This window comes from Cronobacter sp. HA18003 (genome assembly GCF_011605905.1).
GTDB lineage: Bacteria > Pseudomonadota > Gammaproteobacteria > Enterobacterales > Enterobacteriaceae > Cronobacter > Cronobacter sakazakii.
Genome location: NZ_JAANQO010000011.1, coordinates 1,025,312 through 1,044,273, shown reverse-complemented (window position 1 = coordinate 1,044,273; position 18,962 = coordinate 1,025,312). Strand labels below are relative to the sequence as shown.

15 protein-coding genes and 1 pseudogene are annotated in these 18,962 nt (G+C 49.7%); 9 read left to right on the top strand and 7 right to left on the bottom strand.

The window, feature by feature from the left end; genetic code table 11:
• Positions 1-62: 62 nt before the first annotated feature.
• From G6041_RS05985 to malX, 5 genes and pseudogenes are all read right to left on the bottom strand, one after another.
• The gene (locus G6041_RS05985) at positions 63-659 is read right to left on the bottom strand and encodes a hypothetical protein (protein WP_016537359.1); all 597 of its coding nucleotides are present in this window, start codon (positions 657-659) and stop codon (positions 63-65) included.
• Complete coding sequence (locus G6041_RS05980) at positions 643-1,011, bottom strand: hypothetical protein (RefSeq protein ID WP_023280004.1); 369 nt, start codon at positions 1,009-1,011, stop codon at positions 643-645. The genes G6041_RS05985 and G6041_RS05980 overlap by 17 nt, the downstream gene beginning before the upstream one ends.
• The gene (locus G6041_RS05975) at positions 1,001-1,762 is read right to left on the bottom strand and encodes a lysozyme inhibitor LprI family protein (RefSeq protein WP_023280005.1); all 762 of its coding nucleotides are present in this window, start codon (positions 1,760-1,762) and stop codon (positions 1,001-1,003) included. Before G6041_RS05975 ends, G6041_RS05980 begins: the two co-directional genes overlap by 11 nt.
• A 558-nt stretch (positions 1,763-2,320) precedes the next feature.
• Entirely contained in the window at positions 2,321-4,090 is a 1,770-nt protein-coding gene (locus tag G6041_RS05970) for a recombinase family protein (protein ID WP_013096884.1), read from the bottom strand.
• 85 nt (positions 4,091-4,175) lie between these two features.
• Positions 4,176-5,306, bottom strand: a pseudogene (gene malX / locus G6041_RS05965) (PTS maltose transporter subunit IICB); the annotation flags it as partial.
• A gap of 174 nt (positions 5,307-5,480) precedes the next feature.
• Between malX and G6041_RS05960 the strand changes: the two are divergent.
• From G6041_RS05960 to G6041_RS05925, 8 genes are all read left to right on the top strand, one after another.
• A complete protein-coding gene (locus G6041_RS05960) occupies positions 5,481-6,509 on the top strand; it encodes a Mal regulon transcriptional regulator MalI (RefSeq protein WP_012124898.1) in 1,029 nt (342 codons plus the stop codon).
• A 1,078-nt stretch (positions 6,510-7,587) separates the two neighbouring features.
• Positions 7,588-8,118 carry a fimbrial protein gene (locus tag G6041_RS05955; RefSeq protein WP_012124897.1) on the top strand — a complete coding sequence of 177 codons (531 nt, stop codon included), beginning with the start codon at positions 7,588-7,590 and terminating at the stop codon, positions 8,116-8,118.
• Between the two features lie 67 nt (positions 8,119-8,185).
• Positions 8,186-8,863 (top strand): fimbrial biogenesis chaperone, encoded by a 678-nt coding sequence (locus tag G6041_RS05950; protein WP_012124896.1) that lies wholly within the window; start codon positions 8,186-8,188, stop codon positions 8,861-8,863.
• 54 nt (positions 8,864-8,917) lie between these two features.
• Positions 8,918-11,446 (top strand): fimbria/pilus outer membrane usher protein, encoded by a 2,529-nt coding sequence (locus G6041_RS05945; RefSeq protein ID WP_166491634.1) that lies wholly within the window; start codon positions 8,918-8,920, stop codon positions 11,444-11,446.
• Positions 11,446-12,414, top strand: a complete 969-nt coding sequence (locus tag G6041_RS05940; protein ID WP_012124894.1) for a fimbrial protein — start codon at positions 11,446-11,448, stop codon at positions 12,412-12,414. Before G6041_RS05945 ends, G6041_RS05940 begins: the two co-directional genes overlap by 1 nt.
• 25 nt (positions 12,415-12,439) lie before the next feature.
• Entirely contained in the window at positions 12,440-12,970 is a 531-nt protein-coding gene (locus G6041_RS05935) for a fimbrial protein (RefSeq protein ID WP_012124893.1), read from the top strand.
• Between the two features lie 113 nt (positions 12,971-13,083).
• Entirely contained in the window at positions 13,084-13,605 is a 522-nt protein-coding gene (locus G6041_RS05930) for a fimbrial protein (RefSeq protein ID WP_012124892.1), read from the top strand.
• A gap of 34 nt (positions 13,606-13,639) precedes the next feature.
• A complete protein-coding gene (locus G6041_RS05925) occupies positions 13,640-14,152 on the top strand; it encodes a fimbrial protein (protein WP_014728972.1) in 513 nt (170 codons plus the stop codon).
• 76 nt (positions 14,153-14,228) lie between these two features.
• Here G6041_RS05925 and G6041_RS05920 read toward each other — a convergent pair whose 3' ends face one another.
• Together G6041_RS05920 and manA are read right to left on the bottom strand one after the other, a co-directional pair.
• Positions 14,229-15,782 (bottom strand): YdgA family protein, encoded by a 1,554-nt coding sequence (locus tag G6041_RS05920; protein WP_012124890.1) that lies wholly within the window; start codon positions 15,780-15,782, stop codon positions 14,229-14,231.
• Between the two features lie 99 nt (positions 15,783-15,881).
• Positions 15,882-17,060: a mannose-6-phosphate isomerase gene (gene manA / locus G6041_RS05915; RefSeq protein WP_012124889.1), complete on the bottom strand. Its 1,179-nt coding sequence runs from the start codon at positions 17,058-17,060 to the stop codon at positions 15,882-15,884.
• A gap of 205 nt (positions 17,061-17,265) precedes the next feature.
• Here manA and fumA point away from each other — a divergent pair, with 205 nt between their 5' ends.
• The gene (gene fumA, locus G6041_RS05910) at positions 17,266-18,912 is read left to right on the top strand and encodes a class I fumarate hydratase FumA (protein ID WP_012124888.1); all 1,647 of its coding nucleotides are present in this window, start codon (positions 17,266-17,268) and stop codon (positions 18,910-18,912) included.
• Positions 18,913-18,962: the final 50 nt, after the last annotated feature.

Here is an 18,962-nt window from a genome sequence, read left to right as displayed (position 1 = left end):
AATACCTGTTGAAGGGGTGATGGAGGGGATTCTCCCCCTCCATTTCAAGGGCAAGGACAACGCTACTTCTGGCAAATTTCCCGGTCGTAAACGCCACCATTGACAACCAAAATTTGTCGTTTCTTCTTTGAAATCATATCAGTCATTATCTTCGAGTCATCAAGAAAGATACCACCAAAGGTTCCAGGTCGTGCATTCTTCCCGGCGATTATAATCAGATCCCCAATATTCAATGCAGCAACTTTATCGTTATTGTAATTCGTATCTTCAAATATGAACTTCAGGCCTTCATCTGAACCGGGAATACCCAATGTTACTACAGGATTTTTTCTGAAAGTAACAGTACCGATACCAGTTATTTTTCCTGTTACCATTAACTGACATTTTTTGAAGTCATTTGTTGCCCTGAATTCATGTTGTTCAAACCGCGCATAAACTTCCCCTGTTGTATACATTCGCGGAAGTATATCGATTATCGATGGTTTGGATGGTTGCTCAGGTTGTTGCTGAGTTACGGTATCAGCATTTACCTTGGCCTTCACTTCGGGGGTTTTAGGCTGATATGGGGGGGGCGTCAGCCCGTAAAGGAGATTGATGCCGTAGGCTATTGCGACGGTTATGACTGCTATTTTAATATAACGTTCATAGGGTGATTTCATTTCGTTCTTCCATAACTTCTATCTTAACAATACGCTCTCCATTACGATATATTTTCAGCTTGTCAGGCGGGGACTTCACTGCATTACGGATTTCGTTCATTGTATCTTTCGATAACATATCACAGCCTTCCATATACATAACCCTACGGGTATCGGTATCTGGTATGTTAGTGAAACTGCTACTGACCCATAAATCGGGTATTTCAATTCCATGTATCAGCTTCATATACACAACGATGAACGCATCTGTCAGGTGAAACCGTCCAACTGTGTATTTTCCGGTATAGGTATTACCAGAAGACGATGCTACCCAATCGTTTTTTAAAACCAAAGTCAGTGCATTATTTTCCATATTCAGACTCCAGTTCACGAATGCGATTGTTCGTCATGTCGGTAAGACATTTCTGTTCATTATTGCAGCCGGATTTGTGCTTTATCCATTCTCTTTGAGAAGGAAGCAATCGTTTTCGGGTTTCAGGGCTAAGGCTTTTCCAGACCGAATTAAGTTTCTCATCGCTTGCTTTATAACTGTGTGTATCGACGTTTGAGGTTACTGCATTGTTTTTGGGAGCTTCGCTACCGCTGCTATAGAAAACGGGTGCACGTACTCCCTGAGCGTAGTCTTTAGCTGCTTTTTCCCCCACGGCTTGCCCATTCGCAGTCAATACCTTTCCGAACTCTGTAGTGTCGAAACTGTAATTGCGGATCTCGCCATTGAAGTCCAGCTTCACGTTAACGGTTGTTGACTTCGAAATGGCAGTCAAGAAATCACCAGCTTCGGACCCGAAGGAACAAGCGACTTCTTTAGAATCACTGACATTAGGGCGTAACCCGTGCATCGTGAATCTGCCGTTATCAGTTGTAGCAGTGATATCTACCAGCGGAACGATTGATGATGATTGCTTTGTCATCGCGAAGCATATTCCCTTCAGATTTACATCCCTGTCCATCCCGAGAAACATCAGTGCGTTTTTGTCGCTGCTGGCGACACCCATTGATTTTGCCTCTGGCAAGAAATACACGGTACTGGAGGCGGTGGTTAAACCTGAAACGAAAACAACACCTGACGCCATGATTTTTAACGTTTTAATAAGAATTGTCATTCTGGATACCTTCTTTCTTTCGCACTCCATCGTGGACAGAGTATTCATTCCGTGAGTCTTGTTTACGAGAAACACTAACCGAAGAATCATGATCTTACATTGATCTATTAAATCTATCAATATCGTATAATTGATCTGTAAAAACGATCGATTAACATGGGGAGAAGAGGGGGAAGATGCGAAGGGTATTGTTTTTAAAGGGTTTTAAAATGGTTCATATGCTTGGTGTTAACGTCGGGCGGCGGGCAGCGGTTAGTCTTGAATACTGCGATTGAAAGACATAACAATCTACTTTGTGCCGGGTTTCCGGCAACCATAGAGGTGTTTCGATAAGGAGCGGTGCAATAAGTACAGTTCGTAGACAGAATGAATACGATGTAATTTTGAACCCTTGCTCTACAACGCTCTGTATCAAGTTTTACGGGGGTTTTATATTGAACGATGCCTGAAGTCTGCTTTAATCGCTCTGACAAGATACAGAGCGATTCATGGCTATATAGCGATGGATTACGCTAACATTTCTGTGGGGCAATTTTACAATGGCACTAACACTTACCTTTATTCCGTCAGTTCATCGATCAGTGTTCGGGGATGATCTAGTCGTTTTTTCGCTTCCGTCATGAACTTGTCTCGGTTGATCAATATGTCAATATGGTCATGCAGTATCAAACCTTCAGATTCAAGAATTTGAATATCGTTGATAGTCTGCGCTTCAACATAAATCTTACCCTTCTTCCAGCCTGAGTTGTTTTCGATAACGATACGCTGTTTATGCTGATCGCGGTATGTGATGGTAAACAAGTTGTGTTTCTTATCTATTCTGGAGCAATCTACGCGCATAATAACGGTCTTAATGTTTGCTCTTATTTTTGTGCGTAAAGGGTTAAGTGCGTCATCAATGTCAAACTTCCTGAACTTGTCCCAACCTTCAGTGTTCATTTGCACGATTGATTCATCGTATAGTCTTTTTTCCACTATCAGACTTTGTTTTTCTTGTTCTAGTTGATCAATTTGCGAAGTGAGGCTATTAATGATCTCAGGGCTTTTAGCTGAACCTATAGCCAATACATAGTTCTCAATTTGCGATTGTATGTCCGCTATTTTCCCTTCTAAACCAGATGGTTGATATTTCGTCTGTAAGAATATTCTATCGGCTATTAGTTGTAAAATCGTCCTTTCAAGGGTGCTTGCCCTGAATCCCCACTTATTACAATCTTGATGTAAATCTCTGGATGCACATTGGTAACGGTAAGCATGTGGATGGTTTTTAAGGGTTGATTTAGCCTTAACCATGTAACATGAGCAGTGCGCACAGTGCAAAATACCAATACCGGAAAGTAATGGTATTTCTGGATTACTCTCGCGATTCGGGGCAAATCCTTTGTTTCCAACTTGGAGCTTTAACGCTTCATATTCATCTTTGCTGATGATCGCAGGGTAATAATCATCCAGAACGTATTCTGCATTGTTTACAGTGATTACTTTTCGTCCATAAATGGCAGGTTCAAGGATTCTGGAACAATGCTGCATATTCCATATACCTTTTGATTTTTTGTTGCCAATAACCGGTCCATCGTAGTTGTTTTTCAGATGTTGAAGGATCATCCGATTTGACCAACCGTCTTGTTTTAACTGGATAATTTTTTTTGCTATGGGGAACAGGACTGGATGCGGATTGACATATCCAGTACTTGAATCTGTCCACCATTTATCCGAGCCTAACTCTTTAATTGCGACTACAGGATCACCTGGTTTCCGTTCCTGGTGACGTCTGATCTTGGACAGAGCACTTGCAATGGTGCGGTGTGATTTGGTTGAACTTTCTTCGTTTGCACGGCTGAACAACATCACGCTAAACATCAGTTGCTGCAATGTCTCGGTGTTTACTTCAGTCTGTCTGTAAACCTGTTTATCAATCCCGGTAATTACCGTGATGCCATTAAGTAATAAGCTGGTGAAAAGGTTAACCGCTTGCATGGCGTTCTGGCGTGAGAAGCGATCAAGGGATTCAATCAAGAGGAAAGACCCCTTTGGGATCAAACCGGATTCAACTTGGTCTATGAAATCCGATAAAGCTCCTTCCTGAACGTTTTTACCCTTGTACGCGGATACCCCTAAATCTTGGTATTCCTCGAAAATCTCCAGATCGTACTCAGTAGCAATCTGTTTTGCCATTTCAGCAATGTAGCTCTTCTGACGCTCAATCGAACTACCTTTACCTTGTCGTTCGCTGGAGTAACGGATATATGAATATAAGCGTGGACGATTCATGGTATTGAATTTCACTGGAAGTACTGTATTTCTTAAGATTGTAACATGTGCAGACATTGGTCATCACCTCCTTGGTAATCCATTGGGGCGACAGGTATAGCTGTTTTTACGCCTCAATTCTTAATGAGGTGTATTTTACTTTAGTGTTGCCGATGGTCACGCCAAGCAGCGCCATCATGGTAAAGCCGAGCCCGGTCAGCAGCGCATGGATGAGATAGAGCGCAGGTGCCACAAACAGGAACAGAAACTCCAGCGGCTCCGTAGTGCCGCCCACCACACAGGCGATCACACCGGAAATCAGCAGCCCTTTGATCTTATGACGATTCTCTGGTTTTGCGCAGTGGTACATGGCAAGCGCAGCACCCGGCAAGCCGCCCAGAAACGCCGGCATTTTCCCCTGCGACAGGAAGCGAGTGGCGCTTTCGGCGAAGCCGTGCGAGGTAGGGCAGTTAAGCTGCGCCTGGAAGATGGTCAGCGCGCCGGAGACGCTGTGCCCGCAGACATCCATTGTGCCGCCCGCCTCGGTAAAGCGGATCAGCGCCACCAGAATATGTTGCAGGCCGAAAGGTAGCAGCAGGCGCTCGCCGGTGCCGAAAATCATCGGCGCGAAGCTGCCGGTGCTGTTAATCAGCCAGCCCAGCGCGTTAATGCCTTTGGCGAAGAACGGCCAGATGAGCGGAATCGTCAGCCCGACCAGGCCCATAACCACGGTGGTAACGATAGGCACAAAACGGGTACCGCCGAAAAACGCCAGCGCGTCCGGCAGCCGCACTTTATGAAAACGCTCATGCAAAAGCCAGATGATCACGCCTGCGATCACCGCGCCCAGAATGCCGGTATCGATAGACTGAATGCCGAGCACCGACTGGACGTTGTTGGCTTTCAGCAGTGCCGCGTCCTGCGTCGGCAGAATGCCTTTGGCGGTGAGCCAGAAGTTAACCGCCAGGTTCATTACCGCGTAGCCGACGAAACCGGCAAATGCCGCTACGCCTTTGTTTTCACGCGCCAGCCCCAGCGGAATCGCGATACAGAACATCACCGGCAGAAAACTAAAGGCGAAAGAGCCCATTTTGCTCATCCACGTAAAGATGAGCTGTAACACGCTATTACCGAGTAACGGCATCAGCGTGATGACGTCATGACTGCTGAGCGAACTGCCAATGCCCATCAGAATGCCGCAAAACGACAGCAGCGCCACCGGCAACATAAACGTCTTGCCGAGCTGCTGCATAAATCCCCACAGCGTATTTTTTTGACCTGTATTCGCCGTCATAAACGACACCTCGCATTAAATGATCCCAGCCCCTGAACGAAGGATTGCAAGATAAAACGTTTTATCAAAGTTTAATGCGCGGTGAATCACAGAACATTACCCAGGCGTGGCAGTTATAATAGAAGGACAGGTAAAAGGTTTTATCTGCCACTTGTGGAGCAAAAAGCGTAGCCAATGAGTCAGGCGAAAAGAATCACTATTAATGATGTCGCGCAGGCGGCGGGGGTGTCGGTCGCCACCGTTTCGTTGGTGCTGAGCGGTAAGGGACGGATCTCAAGCGCCACCGGCCAGCGGGTGAACGAGGCCATTGAGCAGTTAGGATTTGTGCGTAACCGGCAGGCGTCGGCGCTGCGCGGCGGGCCAAGCGGGGTGATTGGGCTTATCGTGCGCGATCTCACCACGCCGTTTTACGCCGAGCTCACCGCGGGCCTCTCCGAGGCGCTGGAAGCGCAGGGGCGAATGCTTTTTCTGCTCCAGGGCGGGCGTGATGAAGCCCAAATGCAGCGCTGTTTCGATACGCTGCTCGACCAGGGCGTTGACGGCGTGGTGGTGGCTGGCGGCACGGGGCAGGTCACCGCGTGGCAGGAGCAGGCCCGCGCGCGCAATATACCGCTGCTTTTCGCCTCACGCGCCAGCCATCACGATGAAGTGGACACGGTGCGCCCGGATAACCAGCAGGCGGCGCGGCTCGTGACCGAGCATCTCATTCATCGCGGCCATCAGCGTATCGCCTGGCTTGGCGGGGCGAGCTCATCGCTGACCCGCGCCGAACGGCTCGGCGGCTACTGCGCCACGCTTTTACAGTACGGCCTGCCGTTTCACAGCGAGTGGATTGTTGAATGTCCGGCCGGGCAGAAACAGGCCGCGGAGGCCATTAATGAACTGCTACGCGTTAACCCGACGATTACCGCCGTGTTGTGCCATAACAGTACCGTGGCGATGGGCGCGTGGTTCGGCCTGATGCGTGCCGGGCGGCAGAGTGGCGAAGGCGGTTATGAGAGCTATTTTGAGAACAGCGTGACGCTGGCGGCATTCGCGGAAGTGCCGGAGGCGAGACTCGATGACGTGCCCCTGACCTGGGTAACGACGCCTGCGCGTGAAATGGGGCACTGCGTGGCCGAGCGCATGATGCAGCGCATTCAGCACGGCGATGAATCCACCGGCAGCCTGATCCTCGGCCCACGCCTGGTGGCCCGGCGCTGACAGCACAATAAAAAACGGCCTCCTGAGAGGCCATTCGCATTACCTGCGATGCAGATTTCGTCCGGGCCGGTATACCTGTGATCTGCAAAACTTCCCGCACTCTATTATGTCGTACGTTTACTTGAGGTCGCTCAAACGGCATTCATATTTTTGTGCTGTAGTGCAATAATATTCAATTGCCAATAAAATTAGCCGCAGTAATATACGGGCGTAATACGTCAGTTTGCTTAATCACGGCTTATAATATGTACTGGTAAGAATCAGTGTCTGCTGTCGTTTTTAAGCATCATCAATATCCTGAATTCACCATTAGCATCTTCCGAATATCATTTGCTTTGGTAGTCATTTTTATATCTTGTAGCCTGTTTCTTATCATTTAACGTAATCATCCCAGGGATGACATGAATTTTTTATTTTTTTACGCCTTTTATTCTCTGTCGAAGTATTTTAAAACCTTCCTGCAAGGATAAGTGATGTAACATTTTATGTGCCATCTTTTTACATTGATGGTGAAAATTGTTCCCATGTCTTATCAGTGAAATAATTGCATGTGACCTTTAAAAGCCAGTGGATTGATCGGGGTCAGTAGTGAACCATTGAAACAGAGAAAGCAGGTTTACGTTGTTAGTTAGTGTTAAAGCTTTTATATGCCTGATGCGCCGTCTCCTGCTCAAAAAAGCGGATAAAGCCATTTTTTGAATCTGGTGGCTGACACGTAGGCTGAGAATTGTAAAAAAAGAATTAATTTTACTTGAAAGTCACAATTAAATGTTATAGCCCGCTGAGCAATATTTCCAATTGTGGAACTTAAAATGTTTGAAGTAAAATTTATTATTAGTAACATTTTGCGACGTATCGACGAGGAAGTGCTTAAGGCCTAACGATGTATTTTTCCTATTGGTTTTTTCTAAGCAGATTCTTGAATTCATCGTGCATATGAAAAAGTAATGGTGCATTCGTCGTTTACGTGGCGGCATTTTACGCAAATGACGCCTGTCAGGTAGTAAAATGTTTTGAGTTAACTATTTAAAAATATAGCTAATTTAAAAACAGGAAACTTTAATTAAGGAAAATTGAAATGAAAAAAATCGTAATCGCTGCTGGTTTTGCTGCTATCGCTTCAATGTCTGCTACTTCAGCTATGGCTTTTGATGGTACTGTGAAATTTACGGGCGAAATTCTCGATCAGGCTTGCACCGTAGATATCGGTACAGACAACACTCTGACCGTTGATCTGGGTAAAGTATCTAAAACCGCGTTTACTGGCGTTGGCACTGATGCCTCCACCACCAAATTTACCATTAAGCTGAAAGACTGTCCGGAAACGGTAACATCAGCAAAAGTGAAGTTTGATGGTGCGCCGGATACGTCTGACTCTGATCTGCTGGCGCTGGATTCCGCTGCAGATGCCGCTTCTGGCGTTGCTATCAAGCTGATGACTGCTGATAAAACAGCTCTGCCGCTTCACAGCGTTAATGACTACAGCTATGTGCTGAGCAGTACCTCAGAAAACAACCTGGACTTTTATGCTGCTTATCGTTCTACGTCAGCGACTGTCACGGCGGGTAAAGCAAACTCCGTTGCTAACTTCACTGTTAACTACAACTAATTTCTTAAGGATTTCTTCCTGAGAAAACGACAGGGCCGGTATCGGCCCTTTTTACAGAGGTCATAAAATGAAATTCTTTCGTAAAACAACATTAGCCATTCTGGCACTGGTATCTGTCATGAGTGCAGCCAAGGCAGGTGTAATTATTGGCGGCACGCGCGTTATTTATGATGGCAACAAGAAAGAATCTTCTCTCAGCGTCAACAACCCGGATTCCGTGCCCTATTTAATTCAATCATGGGTAGAGTCACCAGATGGGGGTGCTGAGAAAGCTCCTTTTATTATTACGCCGCCGCTTTACCGACTCGATAAAGGCCAGCAGAATGTCATGCGTATAGTACGTGCAGGTGCCCTCGCAGAAGATAAAGAGTCGCTGTTCTGGCTTAATATAAAATCTATCCCCTCTGCGGAGCGCCGTGATAATACGCTACAAATCGCAGTGAAAACGCGAATTAAGTTAATTTATCGTCCCGCCGCCCTAAAGAAAACCACGCCAGAGGAGCAGGTTGATAGATTGCAGTGGCGCGTTTCCGGGAATGTAATTCAGGTAACGAATCCCAGCCAGTATTATATGAATTTTAATGAAATAAAAATCGATGGTAGTGAGGTTGATGATGTGACGTATGTTGCTCCGGGGGCAACGGCGCACTTCAATCTGCCGAAAAATGTAAGTCATGGTAGTTTGATCTTCAAATTAATCAACGACTATGGCGGCGTTGGTGAAGCCCATAAAGTAACAATATAAGTTACTTCACTAACATAAAAACTATGCTCTTAAGGAAATTCCCGGAGAAAAGGAATGCGTAATACAATCGGGGAGAGTTGTTTTAAACCAGCTCGCCTTGCGATATTTATCTCTATGGCGCTCTCAGGTGTAATTACAACAGGCCATGCGCGAGATTATTTTAACCCTGAACTGCTGCAATTAGATAACCCAGGAATGAAAGGGGCAGACTTGTCTTCTTTTGAGTCGGGAACTCAGGCGCCGGGGACATATCGTGTTGATATTATTATTAACGACCAGACGGTCGACACACGCGATATCGAATTCAAAACCCTCAGAGATACCAGTGGCCAAGAAAGACTGGAACCATGTCTACCGATAGCGTTGCTTCAAAGCTATGGCGTGAAAACGACATTATTCCCTGAGCTTAATGCTGATGGAAAATGCGCGCGTTTATCTGCCATTCCTAAAGCTTCTTCTGAGTTCTTATTTAATGCGCAAAAGCTGGTTCTGAGCATACCGCAAGCTGCTTTGTCGCCGCAGGCGCGTGGTTATGTAGACCCTGCACTCTGGGATGAGGGTATTCCCGCTGCGATGCTTAACTACAGCATGAGTGGTGCGAATAATTACGCCGACAAGGGGGCAAACAGCAACAGCCAGTACGCCAACCTGCGCCCGGGGATTAACCTGGGAGCCTGGCGGTTGCGTAACTACACGACCTGGAACCGCGACGAAAAAGGTAAGGATAAATGGGATACCGTTTTTACGTATCTGCAACGCAATATTGTACCGCTCAAAGCAAAACTGGTGGCGGGTGATAGCTCCTCGCCAGCGGATGTGTTTGACAGTATCTCGTTTCGTGGGGCCCAGCTTGCTTCTGATGACGACATGATACCGGAATCCCAGCGCGGCTATGCGCCAGTCGTGCGTGGTGTGGCTCGCACCAATGCGCAAATTGTGATTCGGCAGAATGGCTATGTCATTTATCAAAGCTATGTGGCAGCAGGTGCCTTTGAAATTACCGACATGTACTCCACTGGCGGCGCGGGCGATCTGAATGTCACGGTGAAAGAGGCTGACGGGAGTGAACAGCATTTTGTGGTGCCGTTTGCCTCCTTACCGGTATTACAACGTGAAGGTCGTCTGAAGTACGCCCTAACGGGCGGTCAGTATCGTTCTTATGATAGCAGCGTCGAAAAAACACCGTTTGCCCAGTTTACTGGGATCTTCGGTCTTCCGCGCGGCTTTACATTGTATGGCGGTCTCCAGGAGGCAAGTAAATACCAGGCACTGGCGCTCGGTCTCGGTAAGAATATGGGGGCCATCGGTGCCATTTCTGCAGATGTCATTCAGGCATGGTCACGCCTTAAAGACATGGAGAAGAGCAGCGGTCAGTCCTGGCGCATTCGCTACAGTAAAGACTTTGTAGAAACCGGCACTAACTTTTCAATCGCGGGTTACCGTTACTCTACGGCGGGCTTCTACAGTATGCAGGAAGTGCTTGATTCCTATGGTAACAATTCAGCTATGCTGGATCGCCGCCGTAACCGGGCAGAGCTGTCTATCAGCCAGTCGCTTGGAGGTTCGCTGGGCTCGCTGACCGCCAGTGCGGTACGTGAAGATTACTGGGGTAAGAACAAAACCATGGAGTCGTATAACGTTGGTTATAACAACTCCTGGCGGGGTATCAGCTATGGGTTGACCTATACCTACAGTAAAAACGGCAGTGCCGGTAACTACAACAACAGCGTGAGTTACGACAAAGACCAGATTATAGCCCTCAATATCAGCGTGCCGCTGGAGCGTTTCTTGAGCAATACCTGGGCCAATTACAGCATGAATGACAGTAAAAACAACGGCACTACGCATACTGCGGGCATGAGCGGTATGGCGCTGGAAAATAATGCGTTGAGCTGGAATGTGCAACAAGGCTATGGGAGCGATGACGTCGGGTATAGCGGTAACATGAACGCTGATTATAAAGGCACCTACGGCGAAATGACGGCAGGCTACAGCTACGACAAAAATGGCGAACGCCTGAACTATGGCCTGCAGGGCGGCATCCTGGCTCATGAAGATGGTATCACGCTGTCGCAGCCGCTGGGTGAAACTAACGTACTGGTCAAAGCGCCAGGCGCGGGCGGCGTCAGTATTCAAAACCAGACGGGCGCGAAAACCGACTTTCGTGGGTATACCACGGTGAGCAATGTGACACCGTACCGTAAGAATGATGTAACGCTTAATACGGAAAGCATGCCGGACGATGTGGATCTGGAACTCACCAGCCGTACCGTCGTGCCAACGCGCGGAGCGGTAGTACGTGCTGAATATGTGGCCAATGTCGGTTTGCGTGTGCTTATGACGCTGCTTCAGGCTAATGGCCAGCCAGTGCCCTTTGGCGCTACGGTCACAGTTCCAGGTCAACATAACCAAGGATTCATCGTCGGCGATAAAGGGCAGGTGTATATCACAGGTTTGCAGCCAGAAGGCACGTTAAACGTTCAGTGGGGGCAAACAAATAATGAAATGTGTGGCGTGAATTACCACCTTCCTGAAACAGAAACAACAAGCGGAATATTAACCTTCAACGGGCATTGTAAGTAATGAGCAGAGTAAAAAACAAACGACACGCAGAAACTCTCCTGTTAATGATATTACTCCTTATCAGTGTTTTTTATGCTAAACAGGGGCATGCAGCCTGCTATGCCTTGGGCTCACCAACGGACTACCTGGATCTGGGTTCACTCATCGCGCAAAGAGATTTACCAGTTGGAACAGTTATTGCTGAGCGTCAGTTTGGGGTGACGGGAATTAAAAACGGCTCATGCGATGCAAATGGTGGGTATGTTTATAATTATTACTTTTATGCGGGAGCCAAAGCGACATCAATACCTAATGTTTATACAACAAATATCCCGGGAGTGGGAATCTCTCTTCAAGAGGTAGGTTCGGCTTATTATACACTTAATGGCACGGCAGTTCATATGTCAGGTCCTGTTGATCTATATGATACCGGGCAGGGGCCAATAGTAAAAGTATATAAAATTGGTGAGATTACATCGGGTAAATTCCCTTATGGTTTAGTCGCACAGCAAGCTATAAATAATCAGCCAATTCTGAATTTTTATATTACTGGCGGTAGCGTTACACAGGTTGCCTGTTCAATAACAACGCCCAATTTGACGTTCCCAATCGGTGATGTCCTGGCATCAAAATTTGGCTCATCTGTAGGAACAATTCCATCAGGTGCGCAGAACACCCAAAACCTGGGATTAGATTGCGATGCTAACGCCAATATAAACGTCAGCCTGAGCGGCATTCAAAACCCCGACGTGAGTGATACCAGCGTGCTGGCGCTGACGGGACAGGGTTCCAGTGATGTGGCGAGCGGTGTAGGCGTGCAGCTACTTTATAATAATTCACCGTTGAAGCTGAACAACCGTATCGTATTAAAAAAATCGTCTGGTGGTCAGGAAATGTTCCCGCTCGTGGCACGGTATTACCAGACTAAAAATGCAGTAACAACCGGTAAAGCAAACGCCTCTGCTACGCTGGATTTAACGTATCAATAAGTTCGTCTTTTAAAAGGAATTACCTATGAAAACTAAACTAACCATTATTGCCATAGTAACAGCTGTTTTCTCATTAACCAGTAACGCATCGGATCCAGTAACTATTAATATTACAGGTAATGTTATTGCTTCGCCCTGTACTTTTGATACTTCAGCCTCAACATTGAATATCGATCTGGGCGAAAAAGATGCGGCCAGCCTGGCTACGCCTGGTGCAGAAATGCCCTACAAAGTATTTAGTCTGGTTATGAAAGATTGCCCGGCAGGTACGACGAAAGTCACAGCCACCTTTACAGGCACTAATGATTCTTCTTCAACGGTCGGGAATGGTTTTAAAAATACTGGCACCGCAACCAATATGGTTGTACAGATTAAAGATAATGCTGCTACAGACTGGACCTCTTCTTTTAAAAGCGGTGACAGCATGACGGCAAACGTTAATACTACAGATAAAACGGCTAAATTTGACCTTGCTACTCGCGCATATACGCCGACTGGCTCTGTAATCCCGGGTACGATTAATAGCAGTATAGTCGCTGATTTTACTTATCAATAAGTTCAACGCCTGGTGAAAAACGGGAAACTCATAGCGACTTAGATGTGTCATAGATAATGACAATTTTCTTTTCGTCTTAGCGACCCGCGATTAAGGATTTAATAGGAACTTCTATGAAATTTATAAGCGTAACAGCAGGTGTAATGACTGCTTTACTCTTTTCAAGTGCCGCAATAGCAGATGACCCTGTAACGATGAATATTTCAGGCAAAGTTACTGCTTCACCTTGTACTGTGGACGGAGACAGCATTAATAAGACGATTGATCTTGGTAACGGTCAGCCAATACAAACCAGCACATTATATGAGGCCGGTTCTGCAACACCGTGGATTACTTTTCATATTAATCTTAAGGATTGCCCGGCGGGTACCACAAAGGCGACTATTACTTTTGCGGGGACACCTGATGAAGATAACCCGGATGATATGTATAAAAATTCCGGAACAGCTACGAATGTAGCTGTACAGCTACAAGGCACCGGTGGCGATAAATTCGGTAATGGGAAGTCCTGGACGGGTGTCGTTGATAAAGACACGTACACCTATAACTTAAAAACGCGTGCTTTTACCCAAAATGGGCAGGTATCGCCAGGAACAATTAACGCAGTGGTGACGGCGAGTTTCACTTACCAATAATTCTCATAAGTATTAAGTATGCCAGGAGTAAATAATGCGGACCCCCAGTAAAATTGCTGCGTTGTTATTGATGGTTGGTATCAGTTCTACGGTACAGGCTAATTCCACTATAACCATGCAGGGCACTGTCGTACCGAGTGCGTGTACAGTTGATACGGATACCGCCGATAAACAGGTTGATTTAGGTTCATTCTATCGTTCGCAGTTGATAAATGCAGGGCAGGGCGGTGACTGGCATGACTTCTCATTGCTATTAAAACAATGCCCGGAAGGAACCCACTCGGCTACGGTGACCTTCAACGGTACGCCAGACAGTGACGACGCGACGGCATTCAAAAACAGCGGCGAAGCCAATAGTGTCGCGCTGCGACTTGCCAGCGCCGATCATGACACGACGTATAGCAATGGTAGTACAATGGAAGCGTTGATTGATGATTCAACCAGAACCGCTACATTCCCGTTAGCTGCGCGTATTTTCACGCCAAAAGGTAACGCGGGCTCAGGCAGTTTTAATTCGGTTATCAACGTAGATTTTACTTACGAGTAAAGTGTTTCTGTGGGTCACCGCATTACTGGCAACTGAAGTGTAAAAAAAACGGCCTCCTGAGAGGCCGTTTTCGTTTTTACTGCTGCGGCGCGACTGGCGGCGTCACACCCGGCGCACCCGGCACTGGCATCGTCTGTGGCTCTGGCGCGGTGATACCCGGCAGGCCGAACATGCCGACAAATTCCGCGAGCGGCATTTTCTGCCCGTTCAGATTCACCTGGCCGTTAGCGTATTGCAGGCTGGTAACGATGCTGTTGTCCTGCATCGTGGTGATACGGAACATCTGGCCCATCGCCGCAAGGCCTTTCACCTGCTGGCTCGCCAGCTTCTCGGCATCGGCCTGCTGGTAGCCTTCCAGTTTTGCCACCTGTGTCATCATCTCGGTCGCCATATCCACCGGGATAACCAGCTTGCTGTCGAGGCTTTTCACCACGCGATCGAGCTGTTCGGCAGGCGCGGCCTGGGTCGCGCTCACCGGTGCCTGGCCCGGATCTTTCAGGAACAGCGACAGGTTAAAGGTGCTTTCGCCTTTAGCGTTTTTCCAGCTCAGCGGCGCGATAGTGATAACCGGGTTGCCTTTCAGCAGCAGCGGCAGGGAAGAGAGCAGGATTTCGGTCGCCTGCTGCTGATACTGCTCCGGGTTATCCATAATGCCCGGCTGCGCCATCAGCGCGCGGCTGCGCTCGTTATACTGCTGGCTGAACTGATGCCACGCCTGGCCGTCGATGTTGCCGATTTTCAGCGTCATCTTGCCGCTGCCCAGATCCTGATTCTGCACTTTCAGGCTGTTCATGACGTAATCCATTTGGCTGTCGATGCTCTTGCCATCTTTCGCCACGTCGGATTTGCCGTTCAGGCTGATGCCTTCCAGCAACGCCATTTCCTGACCTTCAATGGCAATCGCCAGTTTTTCAAGATCCAGTTTTTGCTCGCCGACGCGCTCGTTAAAGCTTGTCATTTTGGTGTTGCCGTCAGCTTTCAGGCCGTTGAAAGTCAACTGCACATGCTGACCATACTCATTCACCGCGCTCACCAGACCGCTGGACGCTTCGCCTTTCAGGCTCACGTCGTTGCCGTCTTTGTCCGCATCAAGCTGGAATTCGCCGCCGCTAAAGGAAACTTTTTCGTCCGCGGCTTCGTAATTGAGCGGCTGGAGCTGAATATCGCTGGAGGTCGCGCCGCCGTAGCCGATGCGGGTCTGCACGTCGGCAAACGATTTGCCTTTCGCCATATCGAACAGCGCTTTGGTGGTGTCATTGTTCACAAGCGTAGTGTGCACAGACGCCATTGCCGGCAGAATATTCAGTTTTTTCAGATCGGCGAGCGGGAACGGACCGTGGCTTACGACCTGCTCCAGTACGACGCTCTGGCCCGGCTTCAGCAGCGCTTCCTGCTGACCCGCCGCCGGTTTCACCACCAGTTGCAGATGGCTGCTGAACAGGCCGCGCTGGTAATCCTGGTAGCTCAGTTCAAGCCCCGCCTGCGGCGCGCTACGCTTAAATTGCGCGTTGGCTTCTGCCACCATGTCGCCGACATGTTTTTCAAATTGCTTACCGGTGTACCACGCACCACCTGTCCAGACGACCCCGAGAGCGACAATCACGCCCACGGCAACCAGTGATTTTTTCATAGTTCAGTTCCCTTAAAACGAAGCCAGACGGCGGTCCGTCTGGCATGACTGGTAAAGATGTTACCAAGCTTAGCAATCCTTGCTTAAAAGATCAGTAACTTAGTTGAGCTTATTATAGACGCGCGCGAGACGGCCCACGCCGCTTGCTCTGACCGGCGATTCACTGGCCGCGACGAAAGCTGATTCGCCCGGTTTTAAGGTCAGACGCTCGTCGCCTTTGCTGAGCACCGCTTCGCCCTCAACGCAGAACAGGATCGCGGCGCTCTCCTGCGCGAGGCTTTGCGGCTGTGAATTGAGATCGTGCAGCGAGAAGGCGAAATCCTCGACCGGAATCGGGAACTCCAGCGCGCTTTCCTGCTTCACCGGCTGCGTCAGCAGTTCGCCTGCCGGTTTGGCGACAAACTTCACGTTGGCGACAAGCTCAGGAATATCGATATATTTTGGGGTGAGACCCGCGCGCAGCACGTTGTCGGAGTTGGCCATAACTTCCAGCGCCACGCCCTGCAAATAGGCGTGCGGCGTTTCGGCAAACAGGAACATCGCCTCGCCGGGGTTCAGTTTCACCACGTTCAGCAGCAGCGGGGAGAACAGACCGCTGTCATCCGGGTAGAACTGCGCGATAAACCGGATGGTCTCCCACGGCTCGCCCTGCTGACTGGCGACCGTCGCTTTCAGCACCGCCAGCGCGCGGGATTTCTCCTCGCCCTGCATATTCAGCAGCCCGGCGAAAAGCTCACGCAGGCGGTCGGCATTTGGCTCCGCGAGAAAATGCGCGATAGCGGTATGCGCGCCCGCAACCGGTTGCAGCAGCGAGACAATCTCTGAGAACTCACGAAACGCGTTCATGGCGAGGAACGGCGTCAGTGCAAAAACCAGTTCAGGCTTGTGGTTCGGATCTTTGTAGTTACGCTCGGCAGCGCTGAGCGGAATGCCCGCCGCGTTTTCACGCGCAAAGCCTTCTTCAGACGCCTGTTTATTCGGGTGAACCTGAATAGAGAGCGGCTGGTCGGCACACAGCACTTTAAACAGGAACGGCAGTTCTCCGAAGCGCTCCGCCACCGGCGCGCCGAGCAGGGCGGTTTTATCCGCGTCGATCACCTCGCGAAGCGCGCGGGTCTGGCCCTGCGCATCCTGAATTTTCGAGCTGCTTTTCGGGTGAGCGCCCATCCACAGCTCCGCCATCGGCAGGCCTTCCGGGTTCGCCACGCCATAGAGTTCCGTTAACGCCGTTTTGCTGCCCCAGGCGTAGTTTTGCACCGAGTTAATGAGTTTCTGCATGATCAGTCCCTGTATTCGAAGGAAAACATTTTTCGGTATTAAACCAATAAAGTGCCCCGAAGTAACCCGGCTGGGTAAAAAGTCGGTTTAGTCTCAGTTTTTGTTAAAAAATTGTGTACGATGTAGCGACTCGCTTTTTCATGCCGCACACGGACTCAGTGGCGGAACGACGAATTTCTTAACTGTAGCTGTAAGTGAGAGTGCAATGTCTGGCAAACCCTTCTTCTGGCAAGAGCCTTTTCCACTGAAAAAGGACGAGACCGAGTATTACCTGTTAACCCGCGATCACGTCTCCGTTTCCGAATTTGAAGGTCAGGAAATCCTGAAAGTCGAGCCGCAGGCGCTGACCCTGCTGGCCCGCCACGCCTTCCACGACGCCTCGTTTATGCTGCGCCCGGCGCATCAGCAGCAGGTGGCGGATATCCTGAGCGACCCGGAAGCCAGCGAAAACGACAAATATGTCGCGCTGCAATTCCTGCGCAACTCGGAGATTGCCGCCAAAGGCATTCTGCCGACCTGCCAGGACACCGGCACCGCCATCATTATGGGCAAAAAAGGCCAGCGCGTCTGGACCGGCGGCGGCGATGAAGCCGCGCTGGCGCAGGGCGTCTACCAGACCTACACCCAGGATAACCTGCGCTATTCGCAAAACGCGGCGCTCGATATGTACAAAGAGGTTAACACCGGCACCAACCTGCCGGCGCAGATCGATCTCTACAGCGTTGATGGCGATGAGTATAAGTTCCTGTGTATCGCCAAAGGCGGCGGCTCCGCGAACAAAACCTACTTGTACCAGGAAACCAAAGCGCTGCTCACGCCCGGCAAGCTGAAAGCGTATCTGGTGGAGAAAATGCGCACGCTTGGCACCGCGGCCTGCCCGCCATACCACGTGGCGTTTGTGATTGGCGGCACGTCGGCGGAAGCGACGCTGAAAACGGTTAAACTCGCCTCGACCAAATATTACGATGGCCTGCCGACCGAAGGTAACGAACACGGCCAGGCGTTCCGCGATGTTCAACTGGAAGAAGAGCTGCTGCAGGAGGCGCGCAATTTAGGCCTTGGCGCGCAGTTCGGCGGTAAATATTTCGCGCACGATATCCGTGTCATCCGCCTGCCGCGCCACGGCGCGTCCTGTCCGGTGGGGATGGGCGTCTCCTGTTCGGCAGACCGCAATATCAAAGCCAAAATCAACCGCGACGGTATCTGGATCGAGAAGCTCGAAAGCAACCCCGGCAAATACATTCCCGAAGCGCTGCGTCGCGCAGGCGAGGGCGAAGCGGTGCGCGTCGATCTCAACCGTCCGATGAGCGAAATACTCGCGCAGCTGTCGCAGTATCCGGTCTCCACGCGGCTGTCGCTCTCCGGCACCATCATCGTGGCGCGCGATATCGCCCATGCGAAACTCAAAGAGCGCATCGACAGCGGCGCAGGGCTGCCGCAGTACGTGAAAGATCACCCGATCTACTATGCAGGCCCGGCTAAAACGCCGGAAGGGTATGCCTCCGGCTCGCTCGGCCCGACAACGGCCGGACGCATGGACTCCTACGTGGATCTGCTCCAGGCCAACGGCGGCAGCATGATCATGCTCGCCAAAGGCAACCGCAGCCAGCAGGTGACAGACGCCTGTAAGAAACATGGCGGTTTTTATCTCGGGAGCATCGGCGGCCCGGCGGCGGTGCTGGCGCAGAACAGCATCCGGCATCTGGAGTGCGTCGAGTACCCGGAGCTCGGCATGGAAGCTATCTGGAAAATTGAGGTTGAAGATTTCCCGGCGTTTATCCTGGTGGATGACAAAGGCAACGACTTCTTCCAGCAAATCCAGGCCGGACAGTGCTCGGCGTGCCTGAAGTAACGTAACAGATCCTGATGCAGGCCGGGTAAGGCGCAGCCGCCCGGCCTTTT

Bases quoted from the DNA above. Each gene is read 5' to 3' on its own strand.
- G6041_RS05985 (WP_016537359.1), bottom strand. From the start codon at position 659: ATGAAATCACCCTATGAACGTTATATTAAAATAGCAGTCATAACCGTC.
- G6041_RS05980 (WP_023280004.1), bottom strand. From the start codon at position 1,011: ATGGAAAATAATGCACTGACTTTGGTTTTAAAAAACGATTGGGTAGCA.
- G6041_RS05975 (WP_023280005.1), bottom strand. From the start codon at position 1,762: ATGACAATTCTTATTAAAACGTTAAAAATCATGGCGTCAGGTGTTGTT.
- G6041_RS05970 (WP_013096884.1), bottom strand. From the start codon at position 4,090: ATGTCTGCACATGTTACAATCTTAAGAAATACAGTACTTCCAGTGAAA.
- G6041_RS05960 (WP_012124898.1), top strand. From the start codon at position 5,481: ATGAGTCAGGCGAAAAGAATCACTATTAATGATGTCGCGCAGGCGGCG.
- G6041_RS05955 (WP_012124897.1), top strand. From the start codon at position 7,588: ATGAAAAAAATCGTAATCGCTGCTGGTTTTGCTGCTATCGCTTCAATG.
- G6041_RS05950 (WP_012124896.1), top strand. From the start codon at position 8,186: ATGAAATTCTTTCGTAAAACAACATTAGCCATTCTGGCACTGGTATCT.
- G6041_RS05945 (WP_166491634.1), top strand. From the start codon at position 8,918: ATGCGTAATACAATCGGGGAGAGTTGTTTTAAACCAGCTCGCCTTGCG.
- G6041_RS05940 (WP_012124894.1), top strand. From the start codon at position 11,446: ATGAGCAGAGTAAAAAACAAACGACACGCAGAAACTCTCCTGTTAATG.
- G6041_RS05935 (WP_012124893.1), top strand. From the start codon at position 12,440: ATGAAAACTAAACTAACCATTATTGCCATAGTAACAGCTGTTTTCTCA.
- G6041_RS05930 (WP_012124892.1), top strand. From the start codon at position 13,084: ATGAAATTTATAAGCGTAACAGCAGGTGTAATGACTGCTTTACTCTTT.
- G6041_RS05925 (WP_014728972.1), top strand. From the start codon at position 13,640: ATGCGGACCCCCAGTAAAATTGCTGCGTTGTTATTGATGGTTGGTATC.
- G6041_RS05920 (WP_012124890.1), bottom strand. From the start codon at position 15,782: ATGAAAAAATCACTGGTTGCCGTGGGCGTGATTGTCGCTCTCGGGGTC.
- manA (WP_012124889.1), bottom strand. From the start codon at position 17,060: ATGCAGAAACTCATTAACTCGGTGCAAAACTACGCCTGGGGCAGCAAA.
- fumA (WP_012124888.1), top strand. From the start codon at position 17,266: ATGTCTGGCAAACCCTTCTTCTGGCAAGAGCCTTTTCCACTGAAAAAG.